This window comes from Kitasatospora sp. NPDC023120 (genome assembly GCF_055560835.1).
On the sequence record NZ_JBVHHY010000009.1, the window covers coordinates 169,894 to 189,334 of the forward strand.

18 protein-coding genes and 1 pseudogene are annotated in these 19,441 nt (G+C 73.0%); 7 read left to right on the forward strand and 12 right to left on the reverse strand.

The window, feature by feature from the left end; all coding sequences use genetic code 11:
* The first annotated feature begins 43 nt into the window (after positions 1-43).
* The gene (locus ACZ3TI_RS15590; RefSeq protein ID WP_465726720.1) at positions 44-1,711 is read left to right on the forward strand and encodes a purple acid phosphatase family protein; all 1,668 of its coding nucleotides are present in this window, start codon (positions 44-46) and stop codon (positions 1,709-1,711) included.
* Positions 1,712-1,752: 41 nt separating this feature from the next.
* Here ACZ3TI_RS15590 and ACZ3TI_RS15595 read toward each other — a convergent pair whose 3' ends face one another.
* A complete protein-coding gene (locus ACZ3TI_RS15595; RefSeq protein WP_465726721.1) occupies positions 1,753-2,085 on the reverse strand; it encodes a YnfA family protein in 333 nt (110 codons plus the stop codon).
* Positions 2,086-2,106: 21 nt separating this feature from the next.
* A complete protein-coding gene (locus ACZ3TI_RS15600; RefSeq protein ID WP_465726722.1) occupies positions 2,107-3,321 on the reverse strand; it encodes a pyridoxal phosphate-dependent aminotransferase in 1,215 nt (404 codons plus the stop codon).
* 97 nt (positions 3,322-3,418) lie between these two features.
* Between ACZ3TI_RS15600 and ACZ3TI_RS15605 the strand changes: the two are divergent.
* Both ACZ3TI_RS15605 and ACZ3TI_RS15610 read left to right on the forward strand, forming a co-directional pair.
* Positions 3,419-3,772: pseudogene (locus ACZ3TI_RS15605) on the forward strand (winged helix-turn-helix transcriptional regulator); the annotation flags it as partial.
* A gap of 277 nt (positions 3,773-4,049) precedes the next feature.
* On the forward strand, positions 4,050-4,835 hold the full coding sequence (locus ACZ3TI_RS15610; protein ID WP_465726723.1) for an SGNH/GDSL hydrolase family protein: 786 nt from the start codon (positions 4,050-4,052) through the stop codon (positions 4,833-4,835).
* Between the two features lie 9 nt (positions 4,836-4,844).
* Here the strand turns inward: ACZ3TI_RS15610 and ACZ3TI_RS15615 are convergent, their stop codons facing one another.
* Positions 4,845-5,504, reverse strand: a complete 660-nt coding sequence (locus ACZ3TI_RS15615; protein ID WP_465726724.1) for a GNAT family N-acetyltransferase — start codon at positions 5,502-5,504, stop codon at positions 4,845-4,847.
* A 126-nt stretch (positions 5,505-5,630) separates the two neighbouring features.
* Between ACZ3TI_RS15615 and ACZ3TI_RS15620 the strand changes: the two genes are divergently transcribed.
* Positions 5,631-6,545, forward strand: coding sequence for a pentapeptide repeat-containing protein (locus ACZ3TI_RS15620; RefSeq protein ID WP_465726725.1), 915 nt, complete (start codon positions 5,631-5,633; stop codon positions 6,543-6,545).
* A 13-nt stretch (positions 6,546-6,558) separates the two neighbouring features.
* Here ACZ3TI_RS15620 and ACZ3TI_RS15625 read toward each other — a convergent pair whose 3' ends face one another.
* The 4 genes from ACZ3TI_RS15625 to ACZ3TI_RS15640 form a co-directional block, all read right to left on the reverse strand.
* Positions 6,559-7,131 (reverse strand): DinB family protein, encoded by a 573-nt coding sequence (locus ACZ3TI_RS15625; RefSeq protein WP_465726726.1) that lies wholly within the window; start codon positions 7,129-7,131, stop codon positions 6,559-6,561.
* 101 nt (positions 7,132-7,232) lie between these two features.
* Positions 7,233-7,967, reverse strand: a complete 735-nt coding sequence (locus ACZ3TI_RS15630) for a tyrosine-protein phosphatase (protein WP_465726727.1) — start codon at positions 7,965-7,967, stop codon at positions 7,233-7,235.
* A 10-nt stretch (positions 7,968-7,977) separates the two neighbouring features.
* The gene (locus ACZ3TI_RS15635; RefSeq protein WP_465726728.1) at positions 7,978-8,616 is read right to left on the reverse strand and encodes a TetR/AcrR family transcriptional regulator; all 639 of its coding nucleotides are present in this window, start codon (positions 8,614-8,616) and stop codon (positions 7,978-7,980) included.
* Between the two features lie 72 nt (positions 8,617-8,688).
* Positions 8,689-9,597: an aminoglycoside phosphotransferase family protein gene (locus ACZ3TI_RS15640; protein ID WP_465726729.1), complete on the reverse strand. Its 909-nt coding sequence runs from the start codon at positions 9,595-9,597 to the stop codon at positions 8,689-8,691.
* Positions 9,598-9,671: 74 nt separating this feature from the next.
* Between ACZ3TI_RS15640 and ACZ3TI_RS15645 the strand changes: the two genes are divergently transcribed.
* Positions 9,672-10,250 (forward strand): hypothetical protein, encoded by a 579-nt coding sequence (locus tag ACZ3TI_RS15645; RefSeq protein WP_465726730.1) that lies wholly within the window; start codon positions 9,672-9,674, stop codon positions 10,248-10,250.
* 195 nt (positions 10,251-10,445) lie between these two features.
* A complete protein-coding gene (locus tag ACZ3TI_RS15650; RefSeq protein WP_465726731.1) occupies positions 10,446-12,956 on the forward strand; it encodes a Tex family protein in 2,511 nt (836 codons plus the stop codon).
* Between the two features lie 93 nt (positions 12,957-13,049).
* On the opposite strand, the gene ACZ3TI_RS15655 is transcribed toward ACZ3TI_RS15650, so the two are convergent.
* The 4 genes from ACZ3TI_RS15655 to ACZ3TI_RS15670 form a co-directional block, all read right to left on the reverse strand.
* A complete protein-coding gene (locus ACZ3TI_RS15655) occupies positions 13,050-13,484 on the reverse strand; it encodes an SHOCT domain-containing protein (protein ID WP_465726732.1) in 435 nt (144 codons plus the stop codon).
* 126 nt (positions 13,485-13,610) lie between these two features.
* Positions 13,611-14,195, reverse strand: coding sequence for an NUDIX hydrolase (locus ACZ3TI_RS15660; RefSeq protein ID WP_465726733.1), 585 nt, complete (start codon positions 14,193-14,195; stop codon positions 13,611-13,613).
* Positions 14,192-15,352 carry a type III polyketide synthase gene (locus ACZ3TI_RS15665; protein WP_465726734.1) on the reverse strand — a complete coding sequence of 387 codons (1,161 nt, stop codon included), beginning with the start codon at positions 15,350-15,352 and terminating at the stop codon, positions 14,192-14,194. The genes ACZ3TI_RS15660 and ACZ3TI_RS15665 overlap by 4 nt, the downstream gene beginning before the upstream one ends.
* A gap of 132 nt (positions 15,353-15,484) precedes the next feature.
* The gene (locus ACZ3TI_RS15670; protein ID WP_465726735.1) at positions 15,485-16,690 is read right to left on the reverse strand and encodes a cytochrome P450; all 1,206 of its coding nucleotides are present in this window, start codon (positions 16,688-16,690) and stop codon (positions 15,485-15,487) included.
* 294 nt (positions 16,691-16,984) lie between these two features.
* On the opposite strand from ACZ3TI_RS15670, the gene hemC reads away from it, so the two are divergent.
* A complete protein-coding gene (gene hemC / locus ACZ3TI_RS15675; RefSeq protein ID WP_465726736.1) occupies positions 16,985-17,920 on the forward strand; it encodes a hydroxymethylbilane synthase in 936 nt (311 codons plus the stop codon).
* 120 nt (positions 17,921-18,040) lie between these two features.
* Here hemC and ACZ3TI_RS15680 read toward each other — a convergent pair whose 3' ends face one another.
* On the reverse strand, positions 18,041-18,892 hold the full coding sequence (locus ACZ3TI_RS15680; RefSeq protein WP_465726737.1) for an LLM class flavin-dependent oxidoreductase: 852 nt from the start codon (positions 18,890-18,892) through the stop codon (positions 18,041-18,043).
* Positions 18,893-19,441: the final 549 nt, after the last annotated feature.

Sequence of the window (19,441 nt, forward strand, 5' to 3'; positions counted from 1 at the left end):
CGCGTCCGTGTTCGATCCATGCGCCGCTGACAGAGTCCCGCGCATGGATATCCCCAACATGGGCGTGCCGGCCAAGCTTGCCGACCGCATGAGCATGGCCGAGCAGCACGAGTACCTGCGGGCCCGCTTCTCCCGCCGCCGGATGCTGCGCGCCGGTGCCGTGACCGTGGGCGCCGTCGCCGTCGGCGGTGCCCTGGGCAGCGGTACCGCCTTCGCGGCGCCGGCCGGCCCGCAGCTGCTGACGGGCGGCACGACGGACGGCATCGACGGCTCGCTGGTCGCGCCGATCGGTCGCCACCTCCAGTTCGGCCCCGAGCCGGACACCCAGTTCCGTATCTCCTGGCAGGTCCCGGCTCCGGTCAAGAAGCCGTTCCTGCGCTTCGGCAAGCACCCGTGGGAGCTCAGCCACAAGGTCCAGGCCGAGGTCCGCGCCCTACACACCCCGGCGCTGACCCCCAGCGGCCAGCCGGTGGACCAGTACTACCTGCACGTGGCGCTGGAGGACCTCCACCCGGACACCACCTACTACTACGGTGTCGGCCACGAGGGCTTCGACCCCGCCTCGCAGCAGCAGATCTCCACCCTGCACACCTTCCGCACCGCGCCCTCCCGCGACCACCGCTGGGGCAAGGTGTACGAGCCGTTCACCTTCACCGCCTTCGGCGACCAGGGCGTCAGCGCGCACGCGGCGGGCAACGACCACATCATCAAGGCCCAGAAGCCGGCCTTCCACCTGCACGCCGGCGACATCTGCTACGCCGACCCGGCCGGCTCCGGCACCGACCCGGACAAGTCCGTCTTCAACGCGAAGACCTGGGACGACTTCCTGGTGCAGACCGAGACCGTCGCCGCCGAGATCCCGTGGATGGTCTCCTACGGCAACCACGACATCGAGGCCTGGTACTCGCCCAACGGCTACGGCGGCGAGAACAGCCGCTTCTTCCTGCCGAACAACGGCCCGGACCCGCGCAACGTCCCCGGCGTCTACACCTTCCGCTACAAGAACGTCGGCGTCATCTCCCTCGACGCCAACGACGTCTCCTACGAGATCCCGGCCAACCTGGGCCTCTCGGCGGGCAAGCAGACCGCGTGGCTGGAGCGCACCCTCAAGGACCTGCGCAGCGACGAGACCGTCGACTTCGTCGTGGTCTTCTTCCACCACTGCGCCTTCTCCACCACCGTCGCGCACGCCTCCGAGGGCGGTGTCCGCGAGGCCTGGGTGCCGCTGTTCGAGAAGTACCGGGTGGACCTGGTCATCAACGGCCACAACCACATCTACGAGCGCACCGACGCCATCCTGGGCAACAAGGTCTCGAAGCAGGTGCCCAGCGGCGCCACCATCGAGCCCGAGAAGGACGGCGTGGTCTACGTGACCGCGGGTGCGGCCGGCCGCAGCCTGTACAAGTTCGACGTGCCGGACACCTACGAGGGGCACGAGAACCACCAGGACGAGGTCAAGACCTACTACTGGAGCAAGGGCCGGGTGAAGACCCCCGAGACCATCCAGTGGTCGCGGGTGCGCTACACCGGCTACTCCTTCATCAAGGTCGACGTGACCCCGGCGCACCTGGGCCGGAAGTCGGTCATGAAGGTCACCGCGCTGGCCGAGGACGGCACGCAGATCGACAACTACACGATCCTGCGCAAGGTCGGCGAGGGCTGGGACTCCGGCCGCGACGACGACGGCGAGGGCGGCGGCTGGGGCTGGTAGGCCCCGACCCGGCTACCGGGCCCCGGCGTCGAGGGAGGACCTCAGCGCCGGGGCCCGTACATGATCACGGCGACCCCGGCCAGGCAGACCAGCGCGCCCACCACGTCGTAGCGGGTCGGCCGGAAGCCGTCCACGGCCACGCCCCAGAGCAGCGAGCCGGCCACGAACACCCCGCCGTACGCGGCGAGCACCCGGCCGAAGTGGCTGTCCGGCTGCAGCGCCGCGACGAAGCCGTACGCGCCGAGCGCCACCACGCCCAACCCGGCCAGCCACCACGGGCGTTGCTCGCGCACGCTCTGCCAGACCAGCCAGCAGCCGCCGATCTCGGCGAGCGCGGCGAGGACGAACAGGGCGATCGAGCGCAGGACGGTCATGGCGGCTCAGCGTACGCGCGGTCAGCTCTGGCGGTACGTCGCCAGGAAGCGGCCGATCCGGTTGATGGCGGTCTCCAGGTCGTCGGCCCGGGGCAGGGTGACGAAGCGGAAGTGGTCCGGGCGGGGCCAGTTGAAGCCGGTGCCCTGGACGACGTGGATCTTCTCGCGCAGCAGCAGGTCCAGCACGAACCGCTCGTCGTCGACGATCCGGTGCACCGCCGGGTCCAGCTTGGCGAAGGCGTACAGGGCGCCCTTGGGCTTGACGCAGCTGACGCCGGGGATCTCGTTGAGCGCCCGGACGGCGATGTCGCGCTGCTCGGTGAGCCGGCCGCTGGGCAGCACCAGGTCGTTGATGGACTGGTGGCCGCCGAGCGCGGCCTGGACGGCGTACTGGGCGGGCACGTTGGGGCACAGCCGCATGCCGGAGAGCATGGTGAGGCCCTCCAGGTAGTCGGTGGCGTGCTGCTTGGGGCCGGAGACGACCAGCCAGCCGCTGCGGAAGCCGGCCACCCGGTAGGACTTGGAGAGGCCGTTGAAGGTGAGGGTGAGCACGTCGTCGGCGAGCGCGGCCAGGCAGTGGTGCTCGGTGCCGTCGTAGAGGATCTTGTCGTAGATCTCGTCGGCCAGGACCATCAGCTGGTGGCGGCGGGCCAGGTCGAGGATGCCCTTCAGCAGCTCCTTCGGGTAGACCGCGCCGGTGGGGTTGTTGGGGTTGATGACCACGATCGCCTTGGTGCGGGCGGTGATCTTGGCGGCGATGTCGTCCAGGTCCGGGAACCAGTCCGCCTCCTCGTCGCACAGGTAGTGCACGGCCTTGCCGCCGGCCAGCCGGACCACGGCCGTCCAGAGCGGGTAGTCGGGCATCGGCACGAGCACCTCGTCGCCGTCGTCCACCAGCGCGGTGACGGCCATCTGGATCAGCTCGGAGACGCCGTTGCCCAGGTAGACGTCGTTGACGTCGACGCCCTGCACCCCGCGCTGCTGGTAGTACTGCACCACCGCGCGGCGGGCCGGCAGGATGCCGCGCGAGTCGCTGTAGCCGTGCGCCTTGGGCAGGTTGCGGATGATGTCCTGGACGATCTCCTCGGGCGCCTCGAACCCGAACGGTGCCGGATTGCCGGTGTTCAGCCGCAGTACGGTGTGCCCGGCCTCCTCCAGGGCGTTGGCCTGGTCGACCACCGGGCCGCGGATCTCGTAGCACACGTCATTCAGCTTGCTGGACTGCCGAAACTCCATCTGCGGCCTCCCGACCGTCACCACCGCTTCGTTGCTTCTGCTTTGTTCTACCAAGTTGAGACTTGGAAAGTCCAACCTCTTGGCTATGCTGATCCACATGTCACGCCGAAGCTACGACCAGTACTGCGCCGTCGCCCGCGCCCTGGACGCGGTGGGGGAACGCTGGAGCCTCCTGATCGTCCGTGAACTCCTCGGCGGCCCGCGCCGCTACACCGACCTGCACGCCGACCTGCCCGGCGTCTCCACCGACATCCTGGCCGCCCGGCTCAAGCAGCTGGAGGGCGAGGAGCTGGTCACCCGGCGGCGGCTGGAACGGCCGGCCAACGCGACGGTCTACGAACTGACCGGGCGTGGACGCGAACTGCGGCCGGTCATCGAGGCACTGGGGGAGTGGGGCCTGCCCGCCCTCGGCGAGCAGCGGCCCACCGACGCCGTGCGCGCGCACTGGTTCACGCCCCGGAAGGCGGAGGACGCGGCGGGGGCCGCGGCGGGGGCGGGGACCGAGGCCGAGGCGGGGCCTAGCTAGCCCGTGGCGGGGATGGGGGCGGCGGCAAGGCCCCCGTCGCCGGCCGCCGCCCCCTGACCCCAGGGTCGCGCGGAGCGATAAACGAACGGTCGACGTGTGATGAGCGCCGAGGTCAGGGGCGCCGGGCGGGCCTGCGCAGGGGCACACGTACGATCGTCGGACCGCGAAGCCGTCCCAGGAGCAGGAGAGCGGAGGCCCGTCCGTGCCCACCACCCACCGCAGTTACGCCGACTACGTCGCCCTCGGTGACTCCTTCACCGAGGGCATGTGCGACGACCTGCAGCCCGACGGCCACTACCGCGGCTGGGCCGACCGGGTCGCCTCGGCACTGGCCGCGGAGCGCGCGGACGGGGACTTCCGCTACGCCAACCTCGCCGTCCGCGGCAAGCTCATCGGCCAGATCCACGACGAGCAGCTCGCCCCCGCCGCTGCCATGGGCGCCGGGCTCGTCACCCTGGCCGGCGGGCTCAACGACGTGCTGCGCCCCGGCTGCGACATCGGCCGGGTCGAGCGGCTGCTCGGCGACTGCGTCCGCGAACTGCGCGCCACCGGCGCCACCGTCGTCCTGTTCACCAGCACCGACCCCACCCGCCGGCTCGCCGGCAGCACCCGGCTGCTGCCCGCCATCCTGCGGATGAAGGCCTTCGTGCAGGAGCTGGGCCGGCAGGACGGCATCGCCGTCGTCGACCTCTTCTCCGCGCCCTGCTTCGACGACCGCCGGCTGTGGGCCGAGGACCGGCTGCACCTCTCGCCCGAGGGCCACCGGCGGGTCGCCGAGGGGGTGCTGGAAGCGCTCGGCCGCCCCGCCTCCTTCGACTGGCGCGCCCCGCTGCCCGCCGCCGCCCCGCCCGGCCGCGCCGAGCGGCTGCGCGCCGACGCCCGCTGGCTGCGCACCCACCTCGGCCCGTGGATCGGCCGCCGCCTCACCGGCCGCTCCTCCGGCGACGGCCGCCCGCCGAAGCGGGCCGAGCTGCTGCCGTACGCCTGATCCCTATCCCTACGGCGTGTCCGGGGTCGGCTCCAGGACCAGGCTCGCCATCGGGGCGCGGGTGGTCCAGCCGAGCGCGGTGTAGAGCGCCTGTCCCGCCGGGGTGCCGACCAGCACGCCGGTGCGCGCGCCCCGCTCGTACGCGGCGGACTGCAGCGTGCGCATCAGCAGGGTGCCGAGGCCGCGGCGGCGGAACTCGGGCGCGGTGGTGATCTGGTCCGGTACGGCCACCGGGCCGGCCAGGCCCGCCTGGCCGCGCGCGGCGAAGTGCCCGGCCTCGGTGCGCACCAGCACCCGCAGGACCCCGCCGCGCTCCCAGGTGGTCACGGTGAACCCGGTCGGGGGCTCGGGCCGCTCGGGCGCGAGCGGCACGCTCATCAGGAAGCCCGGCGCGTCCAGCCGCCACTGCGGGCCCAGCCAGGGGCGCACGGTGGCGTCCTCGGCGAACAGCTTCAGCCAGGTGGCCGGCGCGGTGGTGGCCTCGGCGATCTTGCGGACCTCGACCTCGGTCGGCTCCGGCAGCACGTGTCGGACCACCTCGCCGACGGGCGCGCCGACGTCGATGCTCCAGCCCCAGGGCTGGTCCACCGGCTCGGCGGAGCCGCGCGAGACGGTCCAGCCCGAGATCCACATCCGGACGAGTTCTCTGGTGCCCGGTTCCTGCTGCATGCTGCCCACCCCATGTGTAATGGTCCCTTATTGCCTGCATACCTTACCGGGTGTCGGGATGGGCCGCCCAGTAGGATTTCCGGGTTCACGGCGTCCACGGGCGCCCGGCTGGAAGGACCCCGGAACGTGCGCGAGACCGAGTCGCCGCAGGACCCCACGGCGGCCGCGCCGACCCCGCTCGAATCCGACTGCGGCAGCTGCTTCGGGCTCTGCTGCGTCGCCCTGCCGTTCGCCGCGGGCACCGACTTCGCCGTCAACAAGGCCGCCGGAAGCCCCTGCCGCAACCTGCAGACCGACTTCAGCTGCGGGATCCACGCACGGCTGCGCGACAGCGGCTTCCAGGGCTGCACCGTCTACGACTGCTTCGGCGCCGGGCAGCGGGTCTCCCAGGTGACCTTCGGCGGCCGCAGCTGGCGCGAGGACCCGGACACCGCCGGGCCGATGTTCGAGGTCTTCCCGATCGTCCGGCAGCTGCACGAGCTGCTCCGGTACCTCACCGAGGCGCTCACCTTCGCCCCCGCCCGGGCCGTCCACGCCGACCTGCGGCAGGCCCTGGAGGAGACCGACCGGCTGGCAGGCGGCGCCCCCGAGGAGATCCTCGCCATCGACGTCCCGGCCCACCGGCAGCGCGTCAGCGACCTCCTGCTGCGCGCCGGCGAACTCGTCCGCGCCTCCGTGCCGCACCGCCGCGAGCACCGCGGCGGCGACTTCTTCGGCGCCCGTCTGCGCGGCGCCGACCTGCGGGGCGCCAACCTGCGCGGGGCGCTGCTGGTGGCCGCCGACCTCTCCGGCGCCGACCTGCGCCTCGCCGACCTCATCGGCGCCGACCTGCGCGACGCCAACCTGGCCGGCGCCGACCTCAGCACCGCCCTCTACCTCACCCAGCCCCAGCTCCACGCCGCCCGCGGCGACGCCGCCACCCGCCTCCCGGCCACCCTCACCCGCCCCGCCCACTGGCCCACCACGGCGGCGCCGCCGGCGAAGCCCCGGTCGGGATCGGGAAAGGGCGGTGGTCGGCCGCCTCGGGGACGCCGGCGCTAGGGTCCCCAGAGGTTCACTGGCCCACGCGGCCGTCGACGCACTCGCGCAGCAGGTCCGCGTGCCCGCAGTGCCGGGCGTACTCCTCGACCCGGTGCACCAGCAGCTCCCGGATCGCGACGCCTTCCCTCCCGACCCGTTCGCCCAGGTCGGGGAACCCGGAGAGGGCGAGGTCGGTCGCGGCCTGCTCGCGTTCGAGGTCGCGGAACGAGGCCTCCACCACGGCCTGATCGGGCACCGCCCCGTCGAAGTCCGCGTCCCGCTTGCCGTACAGCTTCGGCAGCGGCTCGCCGTCCGTGATCCAGTTGCGCCAGTCCCGCTCCACCTCGGCGAGGTGGCGCACCAGCCCGAGCAGCGACATCGTCGACGGCGGGACCGAGCGGCGGGCCAACTGCTCGGCGTCCAGGCCCTCGCACTTCATCCGAAGGGTCAGTCGGTAGTTCGTCAGGCAGTCCTGCAGCGGCCCGAGTTCGCCGTCGGGGCTGGGGCCGTCGCTGTTGCGGGGGTCGTCCTCCGGGTCGGCCCACATGTCGGGGTGGACGGTCGCCTCGGTCCATCGTGTGGGTTGCTTCTGAGTCATGTCGTGCATGATCGTTCGCAACCACCCTTCCCCGCCACCGAGTTACGCCCCCGCGGTGCGCAGGAGGTCGGACTGGTCGACTTCCTGCGCAGGGCGCGGTCATGGCGCGGTCAGGGCGTCAGCAGGCGGGTGCGCAGGGCTTCGGCCTGGTCGCGGTCGATGCCGAGGGTGCCGGTGAGGTAGGCCCCGACGGAGCCGTGGCGGGTGGCGAGGTCGGCGAGGGTGAGCCGGATGACGGCCTCCGGGGCGCGGCCGTAGCCGGGCCAGCGCAGGGTGCGGCCGGGGTGGGCGGCGTGCCATTCGGCGAGGAAGTGCGGGGTGGCGAGCTCGGTGAGGGCGAAGTCGGCGGCGATGTCGTCCTCGGCGACGCCGAGCAGGGTGAGCAGCAGGGCGGCGATGAGGCCGGTGCGGTCCTTGCCGGAGGCGCAGTGGAAGACCACCGGGGCCTCGGCGGCGGCGATCACGTCGAGGACCTGGCGGATCTCCTTCACCCCGTCCTCGGCGACCTCGGCGAAGCGGTCGGCGAGGTAGCGCCAGGGGTCGAGCTCCGGGTCGATCTCGGCCTGGTCGTACGGGCGGTGCTCGATCGAGAGGTTGTGGTACTCGAGTCCGGCGGCCTCGGGCACCCGGCCCTTGGCGGCGATCTCCCAGGGGTAGCGGAGGTCGATCACGGTCCGTACGCCGAGGCTGCGGAGCTTGTCGAGGTCGGCGGGCGAGGTGAGCTTGCTGAGCGAGTCGGAGCGGTAGACCAGGCCCCACCGTACGGACCGCCCCCCGGCGGCCGGATAGCCGCCCAGGTCGCGGAAGTTGTGCAGGGCCTCGAAGCTGTGGTGACGGGTTGTCATGCCCGGCACTCTAGTCAGCGGGGGTCGGGTAGCCGCGGGCGAGGAGGTCGAAGGCGCGGGTGGCGTCGGCGGCGGCCTCGGCGTGCAGGTCGTCGGCGGTGCGCCCGTCGTCCTGGATGCGGCGCCAGTTGTGCAGGGCGAGGACGCGCTGGGTGGCGGTGACCTGGGCGGCGAGCAGTGTGGCGGTGAGCTCGCGGGGCTCGGGGAGGTCGGGGGCCTCGCGCAGGGCGGCGGCCAGGGACTGCTCGGCGCGGGCCACGTACGCGCCGACCCGGGCGGCCAGGCTCGGGGTGCCGTAGACCAGGGCGGTGAAGGCGAGGACGGCGGGGTGGTCGTTGAGGCCGGTGACGGGGTCGCGCCGGGTGAGGCCGGTGAGGAAGTCGCGGAGCAGGGCGTCGAGCACCGGCTCGCCGGCGAGCCGGTTGCGGACGACCTCGGCCGCCTGCTCCTGGTGGTCGGCGAAGCGGTGGACGACCAGGTCCTCCTTGGAGGGGAAGTAGGAGAACAGGGTCGGCTTGGAGACCTCGGCGGCCGCCGCGACGTCCGCCACCGACACCTGGTCGAAGCCGTGTTCCAGGAACAGCGTGATGGCCGCTTCCGAGATGGCCCGCCGGGTCTGCTCCTTCTTGCGCTCGCGCAGTCCAGTCATGGGACCAGGCTAGCAGAAACCTTGACTCGGGCAGGTTTTTGACTTGGTAGTCATCGATTCCGACCACGGGCCCTAGACACTGCGGTCGGCGAGCACCTCGCGGACGACGTGGCGGGCGTTGGCGGTCAGGGCCGGGTCGGTGTGCCGGTAGTACGGGATCGTCACCAGGGCGATGGAGAAGGCCCAGGCGCGGCCGCGGGCCCACATGGCGTCGTCGGCGCGCAGGGCGGCGCGGAAGGTGGGGCGGGCGGCGGCGGGCAGCAGGTTCCAGGCGGCGATCAGGTCGGCGGTCGGGTCGCCGACGCCCATCAGGGCGAAGTCGATGACGGCGGCGAGCCGTCCGGTGCGGGAGAGCAGCAGGTTGCCGGGGGTGAGGTCGCCGTGCATCCAGACCGGCGGGCCGGCGTAGTCGGGCAGGCGGAGTGCCTTGTCCCAGAGGGCGGTTGCGGCGGCGGTGTCGATCGAGCCGGCGAGCTGGGCGATGGCCGCGCGGGTCGCGCCGTCCCGGGAGGCGAGCGGGACGCTGCGGTGGCCGGCCGGGGCGTCGGTCCGGTCGACGGCGCGCAGGGCGTTGACGAAGCCGGCCAGGTCGCGGGCGAGCGCGGTGGGTGCGGCGAGGACGCCGACCGCCGGGTTGACACCGTCGATCCAGCGCAGCACCGACCACTCCCACGGGTAGCCCGCGGCGGGCCGGCCGATCGCGAGCGGGGCGGGGATCGGCAGCGGCAGGTGCGGTGCCAGCAGGGGCAGCCACTGCTGCTCCCGCCGGACGTCCCCGGCCGCCCACTCCACCCGGGGCAGCCGGACGGCGAGTTCGGGCCCGAGGCGGAACATCGCGTTGTCCGTCCCGGCGGAGCCGAGCGGGGTGACCGGGGTGATCGGAAGGCGCTCCCACTGCGGGAACTGGGCGGCGATCAACCGCCGTACCAGGGCCGCGTCGACCACCGGCTCGTCGGGGTGCATCCGGGTGGCAGCGCACATGCCCGGCAGCGTACAGCGCCGATCGTTTTCGTTCAGGCGTATTCCCGAACTGCGCGGACTTATAGTCTGACGCCATGGTGATCAGTCGGCAGACGGCGGGAGAGCGCCGGGCCCTGCACGCTGCCCTGGCGGTGCTGGCGCTGCTCGCGCTGCTGGGCGCGGTCGGGTCGTACAGCGAGCGCTCGGGCGGACTGCTGGTGCTGCGCGACTGGCTCGACCGGCCGCTGCCGCTGTTCACCGCCGCGCTGCCGCTGCTGCTGGTGGTGCTGTACTGCGTCACCTGGCGGGCCTGGATCCGGGTGGTCCTGGGCATCGGCGTGCTGCTGGCGGCCGCGGCGGTGATGCCGCTGTGGGTCTTCCTCGAGGACCCGCAGGTCACCGGGACCGAGCGGGCACCCGACCGCTCCGACCGCCGGATCGTCCGGCAGGAGGAGCCCGGGATGCTCAACGCCGCCCAGTGGGTCTTCGTCGACCAGGGCACCGGACTGACCACCCGCCGCTGGCAGATCGCCTACGCGGACTTCCACTACGGCGACGTGGTCGACGCCGTCTGGGACGGCCCGGACCGGGTCAGGCTGACCTACGGCAGTCGGACGAAGGTGATCGACCTGGCCGCCGACGGCCGGCCCGACGGTTCGCTCACCCTGGGCTGACGCCCACCGGCCCGGGAACGGGATCGCGCAACTGGGCACCGTCCGGGCCCCCTTGGGGCCACCGGCAGCCCTCCCCGGGCCACCGCCCGGGCACGCCACGCCCGGCCGCTCCGGGTGCGGCCGGGCGTCGTCGCCGGCACCTGCCAGAATGCAGGGCGTACGGCGAAAGCACTGAAGGAGAAGGTGACCGGCTTCGTGACCACGCCAGTCGAACAGGTGGCCCGGCAGGCCCAGCAGGCGATCGAGCGCAAGATCGCCGAGGAACTGGGCGTCCGCGAGGGGCAGGTGAAGGCGGCCGTCGACCTGCTCGACGGCGGCGCGACCGTCCCCTTCGTGGCCCGCTACCGCAAGGAGGTCACCGGCTCCCTCGACGACGCCCAGCTGCGCAGCCTGGAGGAGCGGCTGCGCTACCTGCGCGAACTGGAGGAGCGCCGGGCGGCCGTCCTGGAGTCGATCGCCTCCCAGGGCAAGCTGGACGACGCGCTGCGCGCCCAGGTGCTGGCCGCCGACTCCAAGGCCCGCCTGGAGGACATCTACCTGCCGTTCAAGCCGAAGCGGCGCACCAAGGCGCAGATCGCGCGCGAGGCCGGGCTGGAGCCGCTGGCCGACGCCCTGCTCGCCGACCCCGGCCAGGACCCGGCCGTGCTCGCCGCGCAGTACCTCAACGAGTCGGTGGCGGACGGCGGCGCGGCCCTGGAGGGCGCCCGGGCGATCCTGGTCGAGCGCTTCGGCGAGGACGCCGACCTGGTCGGCTCGCTGCGCGAGCGGATGTGGACCCGCGGCCGCGTGGTCGCCACCGTCCGCGAGGGCAAGGAGCAGGAAGGCGCCAAGTTCGCCGACTACTTCGACTTCGCCGAGCCCTACACCAAGCTCCCCTCGCACCGCGTCCTGGCGATGCTGCGCGGCGAGAAGGAGGAGGTGCTCGACCTCGAACTCTCGCCCTACGACGGCGAGTCCGAGGGCGACCTGCCCGGGGAGAACGACTACGAGCAGCGGATCGCCGCCCGCTTCGGCATCGCCGACCGCGGCCGCCCGGGCGACAAGTGGCTCGGCGACACCGTCCGCTGGGCCTGGCGCACCCGGATCCTGGTGCGCCTGGGCATCGACCTGCGCGCCCGGCTGCGCGCCGAGGCCGAGGACGAGGCGGTGCGCGTCTTCGCCGCCAACCTGCGCGACCTGCTGCTCGCCGCCCCGGCCGGCACCCGCGCCACCATGGGCCTGGACCCGGGCTTCCGCACCGGCGTCAAGGTCGCCGTGGTGGACGCCACCGGCAAGGTCGTCGCGTACGACACGATCTACCCGCACCAGCCCGCCAACAAGTGGGACGCGGCCCTGCACACGCTGGCCGCCCTCGCCGAGAAGCACCATGTCGACCTGGTCGCGATCGGCAACGGCACCGCCTCCCGGGAGACCGACAAGCTCGCCGAGGACCTGATCAAGCGCCACCCCGAGCTGAAGCTCACCAAGGCGATGGTCAGCGAGGCCGGCGCCTCGGTCTACTCGGCTTCCGCGTTCGCCTCGCAGGAGCTGCCGGAACTGGACGTGTCGATCCGCGGCGCGGTCTCGATCGCCCGCCGTCTGCAGGACCCGCTGGCCGAACTGGTCAAGATCGACCCCAAGTCGATCGGCGTCGGCCAGTACCAGCACGACCTGAGCGAGGTGAAGCTCTCCCGCTCGCTGGACGCCGTGGTCGAGGACTGCGTCAACGCCGTCGGCGTGGACGTCAACACCGCCTCGGCGCCACTGCTCACCCGGGTCTCCGGGATCACCGGCACGCTCGCCGACAACATCGTCGCCCACCGCGACGCCAACGGCCCGTTCCGCACCCGCAAGCAGCTCAAGGACGTCTCCCGGCTCGGCCCCAAGGCCTTCGAGCAGTGCGCGGGCTTCCTGCGCATCCCCGGCGGCGATGACCCGCTGGACGCCTCCAGCGTGCACCCCGAGGCCTACCCGGTGGTGCGCCGCATCCTCGCCGCGACCGGCGGGGAGCTGCGCGGGCTGATCGGCAACGGCGCCGCGCTGCGGGCGCTGAAGCCCGCGGACTTCGCCGACGAGACCTTCGGCGTGCCGACCGTCACCGACATCCTCGGCGAGCTGGACAAGCCCGGCCGGGACCCGCGCCCGGCCTTCCGCACCGCGACCTTCAAGGAGGGCGTCGACAAGATCGGCGACCTGGAGGTCGGCATGGTGCTGGAGGGCGTGGTCACCAATGTCGCCGCCTTCGGGGCCTTCGTGGACGTGGGCGTCCACCAGGACGGGCTGGTGCACGTCTCGGCGCTGTCCCGGACCTTCGTCAAGGACCCGCGCGAGGTGGTCAAGCCCGGCGACATCGTGAAGGTCCGGGTGCTCTCGGTGGACGTGCCGCGCAAGCGGATCGGGCTCACCCTGCGGCTGGACGACGAGGTCGGGCGCGAGCGCGGTGACCGGGGTGGCGACCGGGGCGGCGACCGCGGTGACCGGCAGGCCCGCCCGCCGCGCCAGGAGCGGCGCGGCGGTCAGGGCGGACGTGGTGGCCAGGACCGGCGCGGCGGCCAGGGCGGCCAGGGCGGCCAGGGCGGTCAGGGCGGTCACGGCGGACGCGACCGGGGCGGCTCCGGCGGCGGCGCGACGCCCGCCAACAGCGCCATGGCGGACGCGCTGCGGCGGGCCGGCCTGACCGGTGGCGGCGACGGCGGCTCGGGCGACCGGCGCTCCGGGCGGCGCTGACCGGGTCCGGACGGTACGACGGCGGGGCCGGGCGGTACGACGGTGGGGCCGGTGGACACCACGTCCACCGGCCCCGCGGCCGTCCGTGCGCGCTCAGACCAGGAGCCTGCCCTTGGCCTTCTGGTACTCCTCCTCGGAGATGGCGCCCTTCTCCTTGAGGTCCGCCAGTTTCGCCAGGTCGTCCACGTGGCTCCGGCCTCCGCCACCGGTGCCCGCTGCGGCCTCGGACCCGGCCGCGTCCCGGATGTAGGCCTTGAACGCGGCATCGGCCTGCTGGGCCTGCTCGACGTCGCGCATGCCCATCGACTGTCCGCGGGCGATCAGGTACACGAGGACGCCGATCAGTGGCAGGAAGATCACCAGGACCAGCCAGCCGGCCTTGCCCCAGCCGCTCAGGTCATGGCTGCGGAAGATGTCCGTGATGATCTTGAACAGCAGGAAGAACCAGAGGATCCAGAGGAACAGCTCCAGCATCGTCCAGAAGATGTTGAGCACCGGGTAGTCCACGGCGAGCAGTTTGGTCTCCATGACCGAGTCATATCACCGCAAAACGGACATTGCTCTCCGATGTTCGGCTATTCCAGTGGTCTTCCGGTGGGGCGGGAATATCGCGGGACCGTCCCCGGCCCGGAGCGCCCCCGGCTGGGAGCGGCCTCAGCCCTGTCCGGCCCGTCGCCGCAGCTCCACCGCCAGCCCGATCAGCTCGCCCCACCAGGCGTCGTGCCCGGTCAGCAGCAGTCGCTGCGCCTCGGCGGCCGGGACCGGCCGGACCTCGACCACCTGCTCGCCGTCCGCCGGGTTGGTCGGCGAGGAGTCCAGTGCCACCTCGCCCCAGCCCCACAGCCAGGCCTTCTCCGGGTGCGGCTGCCACGGCCGGTACGGCACCGCGTCGTCGGTGCGGCAGCGGTGCGCGCCCAGCCAGCCCGGCTCGCCGAGCAGCCGGGCGCCCGCCTCCTCGCGCAGCTCGCGCTCCAGGCAGGCGGCGACGCTCTCGCCCCGCTCCCGGGTGCCGCCGGGCAGGAACCAGTGGTCCCGGTCGTCGCGGCAGAGCACCACCTCACCGTCCGCGAAGCCGACCAGGTGGATGTTGGTGACCAGTGCGTCCGGCGGCAGCTCGGTGGAGAACTGCGCGTCGTAGCGCCCCCAACTCCAGTACTGCGGCGCGTGCAACGCCGGGAATCGGGCAGCGAGTTCGACGGCTCTGGCGGAGGTGTCGGTGCGGTCCGTGGTATCGGTCATTCGGTGATCGTAGTGCCGGCCGGGAAACGGCGGGGGACGCTCGGATGGACGAGGGCGATGTCGGAGGTGGAGATGGCGCACGGTCGGCGCGGCCGCAGCGTGTCGGTGGGCGCGCCGACCCAACTGCCCAGCGAGATCTCGGCGGTGATGCCCGGTCCGAAACCGGCGATCAGCCCGGTGGTGCCCTCGGGCGCGCCGCCGTCGGCGAACAGCCGGGCGAGCGCGTCGAAGACGACGGCGCTGGCGATGTTGCCGCGTTCGGTGAGCGTGGCGCGGCTGTAGCGGAAGGTGGCCGGCTCCAGGTTGAGGAAGCGGCACAGGTCGTCCAGGATCCGCGGACCGCCTGCGTGCACGATGTAGAAGCCGAGCCCGGAGACGTCCCAGCCGTGCTCGCCGGCCAGGCCGCGCAGCGCGGGCGCGAGCAGCTCCATCGTGCCGGGCACCCGCTTGTCCAGCCGGAAGTGGAAGCCGGTGTCCTGCACCCCGTACGAGATCCAGTTCTCGGTGCCCGGGACGAGATACGAGCCGTTGCGCTCGATGTGCACGCCGCGTCCGCCGTGCCCGCGCATCACCACGGCGGCCACCGCGTCGCCGAACAGGCCGTTGGAGAGCAGCGAGCCGACGCCGAGGTCGGTCGGCTGGTAGCAGAGCGAGCAGAACTCGCAGGCGACGATCAGCACGTTGGCGCCCGGGTAGGCGCGGCAGAAGTCGTGCGCGCGGTTGACGGCGGCGCCGCCGGCCGCGCAGCCGAGCTGGGCGATCGGCACCTGGCGGGTGTCGGAGCGGAAGCCCATGGTGTTGATCAGCCAGGCGGTCATCGACGGCATCATGAAGCCGGTGCAGGACACGTAGACCATCAGGTCGATGTCCCGGGCGGTCAACTCGGCGTGTGCGAGGGCGCGTTCGACCACCTCGGGGACGCGGCGCTTGGCCTCGCGCTCGTACACCTCGTTGCGGACGGTGAAGCCCGGGTGGGTGAGGGTCCGCTCGATCGGCTGGACCAGGTGCCGGGTGCGCACCCCGGTGTTCTCGATCAGCCGCAGGGCCAGGCCGAGTTGGGGGTGACCGGCGTGCAGGGTGCGGGCCAGGTCGAGGGTCTCGTCGACGGTGATCACGTGCTCGGGCACGGCGATGGCGGGGCGGCAGAGAGTTGCCATGGGTGCGGGTCTCCCCTGGGGGCCTGCCGGGCAGGCCGGTGGATGCGTGGAACGGTACGGGTGCCGGGTGCCGGGTGCCGGGCGACGGGCCAAGGCGGGCGGGGACCGGGCGGCCGGCGGCAGGGGAGAGGGTTACCAGGCCACCGGCAGGGCGCGTGGGAAGCGCCAGATCGAGCCGGAGTTCCAGTCGAGGTCGGCGGGCGCGACGGCCAGCCGCAGGTCGGGGAAGCGCCGCAGCAGGGTGCCGATGGCGACCTGCAGCTCCATCCGGGCCAGGTGCGAGCCCAGGCAGTGGTGCTGGCCGTACCCGAAGGCCATGTGGGTGGGTGCGCCGCGGTCGAGGTCCAGCTCGTCGGGGCGCTCGTACACCGCCGGGTCGCGGTTGGCGGTCAGGTAGGAGACGTGCACGGCCTCGCCGGCCCGGATCAGCACCCCGCCCAGCTCGACGTCCTCGGTGGCGACCCGGGCGATGCCCACGCCCTGGCGGAACGGGATGAAGCGCAGCAGCTCCTCCAGGGCGCGCGGCAGCAGGTCCGGCTGAGCGCGCAGCTTGGCGAGCTGCTCGGGGTGGGTGAGCAGGGTGTAGGTGATGTTGCCGAGCTGGTAGGTGCTGGTGTCGTGGCCGGTGACCAGCAGGACCATCGCCATGACGGTCAGCTCGCCGGCGTCCAGCAGCTCGTCCCCGTCGCGGGCGGTGGCGAGGGCGCTGATCAGGTCCTCGCCGGGCGCGGCGCGGCGGGCGGCGGTCAGCTCGGTGAAGTAGCCGCGCAGGGCGGTCTTGGCGGCCTCCTGGCCGTCCCGGCTGCCCGGGCCCATCCGCATCATCGCGACGGCGTGGCCGCGCAGTTCGGCGCGGTCCGCCTCGGGGATGCCCAGCAGTTCGCAGATGGTGGTGAGCGGGAGCCGGTTGGCGAGGAAGTGCATCAGGTCGGCGGGGGAGCCGTGCTCCGCCATCTCGTCGTAGTAGCCGTCGACGACCCGTTGGGTGGCCGGGCGCAGCCGTTCGACCTGCCGGTTGGTGAAGCCCTGGGCGACCAGGCGGCGCAGCCGGTTGTGGGCGGGCGGGTCCATCAGGTTGATCGCCTCGGCCTGGGCGATCGGGGCGGGCGTCATCCGCGGCAGGTCGCGGCCGATGCCCGCGGCACGGCTGAACCGGCGATCGGTGGTGACCACCCGGACGTCCTCGTAGCGGGTGGCCAGCCAGGCCTCGCCCTCGCCGTGCGGCAGGCGGATGCGGGCGATCGGGGCCTCGGTGAGCAGCCGCTTGAGGAGTGGGTCGAACTCCAGACCGTCGGTGTGGTGGAAGGGGCAGTCCCACACGGGGGCGGTGGTGGTCACGGGCCTGTCCAATTGTCTTCGTCTGTCTGTCTTCGTTGTGCTGTCTTCGTCGTGCCGGGTGGTGCCGCCCGGGGTGGTGCTCCGGTTCGGTCGCGGACATGCAGATGTTGCCCCATGGACTGGCAAAACGGTGGATTCGACCAGGAGTTAGCTCTAATGAGTGAGATGGATGATTTTCATGCGAACTGGCTGGTGTGTGGGGTGAGTTGAACCGGCCCGGCGCGTGCTGACCCGGGATCAGGTGTCGCCGCCCGGGTCGTCAACGACGCGTGTTCGAAGGCCTATCATCGCGCCATGCCCACCGCTGAGCTGATCCGCATCGTCTCCCGTTCCTCGCCCATGGCGCTCGCCCAGGTCGAGCGCGTCCGCGCCGAACTCGCCGCCCTGCGCCCGGGCCTGCGCACCGAGGTGGTGCCGGTCACCACCTCGGGCGACCGCTGGACCGGCGACCTCGCCCACCTGGGCGGCAAGGGCGCGTTCACCAAGGAGGTCGACGCCGCGCTGCTCGCCGGGGAAGCCGACGTCGCCGTGCACTGCCTCAAGGACGTGCCCGCCGACCGTCCGCTGCCCGCCGGCACCGTCTTCGCCGCCTACCTGCGCCGCGACGACATCCACGACGCCCTCGTCCACCCGGGCGGCCTGACCCTGGCCGAACTCCCGCCCGGCACCCGGATCGGCACCTCCTCCGTCCGCCGCACCGCCCAGCTCGCCGCCACCCACCCGCACCTGGAGTGCGTCCCGATCCGCGGCAACGCCAACAGCCGGCTCGCCAAGCTCGAGGCAGGGACGGTGGACGCCCTCCTGCTCGCCGTCTCCGGCCTGGAGCGGATCGGCGAGCAGGAGCGGATCACCGAGATCCTCGGCATCGAGGCGATGTGCCCGCCGATCGGCGCCGGGATCCTCGTCCTGCAGTGCCGCGAGGACGACGCCGCGACCATCGGCGCCGTCACCGCGCTCGGCCACCGCGACACCTGGCGCGAGGCGGCGGCCGAGCGGATGTTCCTGCACGTGCTGCAGGGCCACTGCAACAGCCCGATCGCCGGCTACGCCAAGGCCGAGCCGGACGGCCGCCTCTCGCTGCGCGGCAGGGTCTTCACTCCGGACGGCAAGCAGGTGCTGGACGCCCACGAGTGGGCGGGCGCGCTCAGCCCGGAGGACCTGGGGACCTCGGTGGCCCTGGCGCTCAAGCGGCAGGGGGCGCAGGAACTGATCTCCTCGATCCCGCACTGACGGTCGGGCTGGCCGGACTGGCCGGACTGGCCGGGATGGCCGGGATGGCCGGGATGGCCCGGATGGTCGGGACGGGAGGGGCGGTCGGGACGGGAGGGCTGGCCGGGACGCGCGGAACGGTCAGAGCACGGTGTCGGCGAGGCGGTCCACCTGGTCCGGGTCCGAGGACCAGCAGTACAGCACGACCTCGTCCGCGCCGACGGCCGTGAAGCCGTCCACGGCGGCCCGGATCGCCTCCGGGGTGGTGAGCAGGCGGTCCGCCACGTGGGCGGCCCGGCCGGTGAAGTCGTAGTACGAGCTGATGTTCTGCCTGGCCTGCTCGATGGTGGCCTCCGGGCCGAGCGCCACGTTCGCCTGGGCGACCAGCCGGGGCCGCCCGGACCGCCCGTGCCGCTGCCAGGCCGCCTCGACGTCCCGGAACAGCCCGCCCATCGCCTCCGGCGGCAGCGCCGCGCCGAGGAAACCGTCCCCGAAGCGGGCGACCCGCTCCAGCGCCGCCGGGGCGAACCCGCCGAACAGCACCTCCGGACCGCCGGGCGTCACGGGCGCGGGCCCGATCGGCCCGACCTCGTCGTCGTACGCCCCGCCCGCCCAGAGCCGGCGCAGGACGGGCAACTGCTCGTCCAGGCGACGCCCCCGGCGGCGCAGGTCGATGCCGGCGGCGCGGCAGTCGTCCGCACGGCCGCCGACGCCGATGCCGAGCGTGAACCGGCCGCCGGAGAGCCGGTCCAGGGTGGCGGTCTGCTTCGCGAGCAACGCGGTGTTGTGGTGCGGTGCGATCAGCACCTCGGTCTGCAAGCGGATCCGGGAGGTGGCGCCGGCGAGCGCCGCCAGCGTGACCAGGGGCTCGGGATTGTCGAACACCAGCCGGTCGAGCAGGCCGAGCGTGCTGAACCGGGCGGCGTCGGCACGCCGGGCCCAGGTGAGCAGCAGGGCGGGGTCGTCGACGGGCAGGCCGAGGCCGATCTTCATGGGTGGACCGTCTTTCGGAGGGGGGCATGCTTGCGTACGTACGCGGGCATGCCGGATGCCGGTGCCGCCCCTCCATGGGCCCGTCCGCGCTGCTGCTGGGCTGTATCGCCGGCGCTGCATCTGCACTGCTTCGCGCTGCGGGCCGTGCTCCCGTTCTGCGGCTGCTTCGTCCCAGGGAGCGTGATCGTCGGAGTGCGGCGACGGTAACGCGGCGGGCCGGGGCCGGGCAAGGGGTTTATTGCGAGGATCTCCTCGTGGGGATCGGGCGGGCGGGTCGATTCCCTTGTCCAGCCAATGAATTGACGATCAGTCATGCCATGGTGCCGGGCGCGCCGGAGGCGGACGTGGGCCGGTGAGGCGTCCTCGCAGCGCTCGGAGTCGCCTCACCTGCCACGTCCTGACTGCTGGAGCGGCTGCAGGGCAGACCGGCGGTGCCCCGTCGGTGGGGCCGCCGACCGCCGTACCCGGCGGCGCGCCGCGCACACTGGTCTCGACCGCGCCGGGCCGGGAACACCTGCCCCCCCGCAGTCCGGGCAGCGCCCGAGCCGC

What these genes read in the sequence shown, in the direction of transcription:
- ACZ3TI_RS15600 (WP_465726722.1), bottom strand. Translation starts at nt 3,321, where the DNA reads ATGGAGTTTCGGCAGTCCAGCAAGCTGAATGACGTGTGCTACGAGATC.
- ACZ3TI_RS15615 (WP_465726724.1), bottom strand. Translation starts at nt 5,504, where the DNA reads ATGCAGCAGGAACCGGGCACCAGAGAACTCGTCCGGATGTGGATCTCG.
- ACZ3TI_RS15625 (WP_465726726.1), bottom strand. Translation starts at nt 7,131, where the DNA reads ATGCACGACATGACTCAGAAGCAACCCACACGATGGACCGAGGCGACC.
- ACZ3TI_RS15630 (WP_465726727.1), bottom strand. Translation starts at nt 7,967, where the DNA reads ATGACAACCCGTCACCACAGCTTCGAGGCCCTGCACAACTTCCGCGAC.
- ACZ3TI_RS15660 (WP_465726733.1), bottom strand. Translation starts at nt 14,195, where the DNA reads ATGACCGATACCACGGACCGCACCGACACCTCCGCCAGAGCCGTCGAA.
- ACZ3TI_RS15680 (WP_465726737.1), bottom strand. Translation starts at nt 18,892, where the DNA reads ATGAAGATCGGCCTCGGCCTGCCCGTCGACGACCCCGCCCTGCTGCTC.
- ACZ3TI_RS15590 (WP_465726720.1), top strand. Translation starts at nt 44, where the DNA reads ATGGATATCCCCAACATGGGCGTGCCGGCCAAGCTTGCCGACCGCATG.
- ACZ3TI_RS15645 (WP_465726730.1), top strand. Translation starts at nt 9,672, where the DNA reads ATGGTGATCAGTCGGCAGACGGCGGGAGAGCGCCGGGCCCTGCACGCT.
- ACZ3TI_RS15665 (WP_465726734.1), bottom strand. Translation starts at nt 15,352, where the DNA reads ATGGCAACTCTCTGCCGCCCCGCCATCGCCGTGCCCGAGCACGTGATC.
- ACZ3TI_RS15655 (WP_465726732.1), bottom strand. Translation starts at nt 13,484, where the DNA reads ATGGAGACCAAACTGCTCGCCGTGGACTACCCGGTGCTCAACATCTTC.
- ACZ3TI_RS15635 (WP_465726728.1), bottom strand. Translation starts at nt 8,616, where the DNA reads ATGACTGGACTGCGCGAGCGCAAGAAGGAGCAGACCCGGCGGGCCATC.
- ACZ3TI_RS15595 (WP_465726721.1), bottom strand. Translation starts at nt 2,085, where the DNA reads ATGACCGTCCTGCGCTCGATCGCCCTGTTCGTCCTCGCCGCGCTCGCC.
- hemC (WP_465726736.1), top strand. Translation starts at nt 16,985, where the DNA reads ATGCCCACCGCTGAGCTGATCCGCATCGTCTCCCGTTCCTCGCCCATG.
- ACZ3TI_RS15640 (WP_465726729.1), bottom strand. Translation starts at nt 9,597, where the DNA reads ATGTGCGCTGCCACCCGGATGCACCCCGACGAGCCGGTGGTCGACGCG.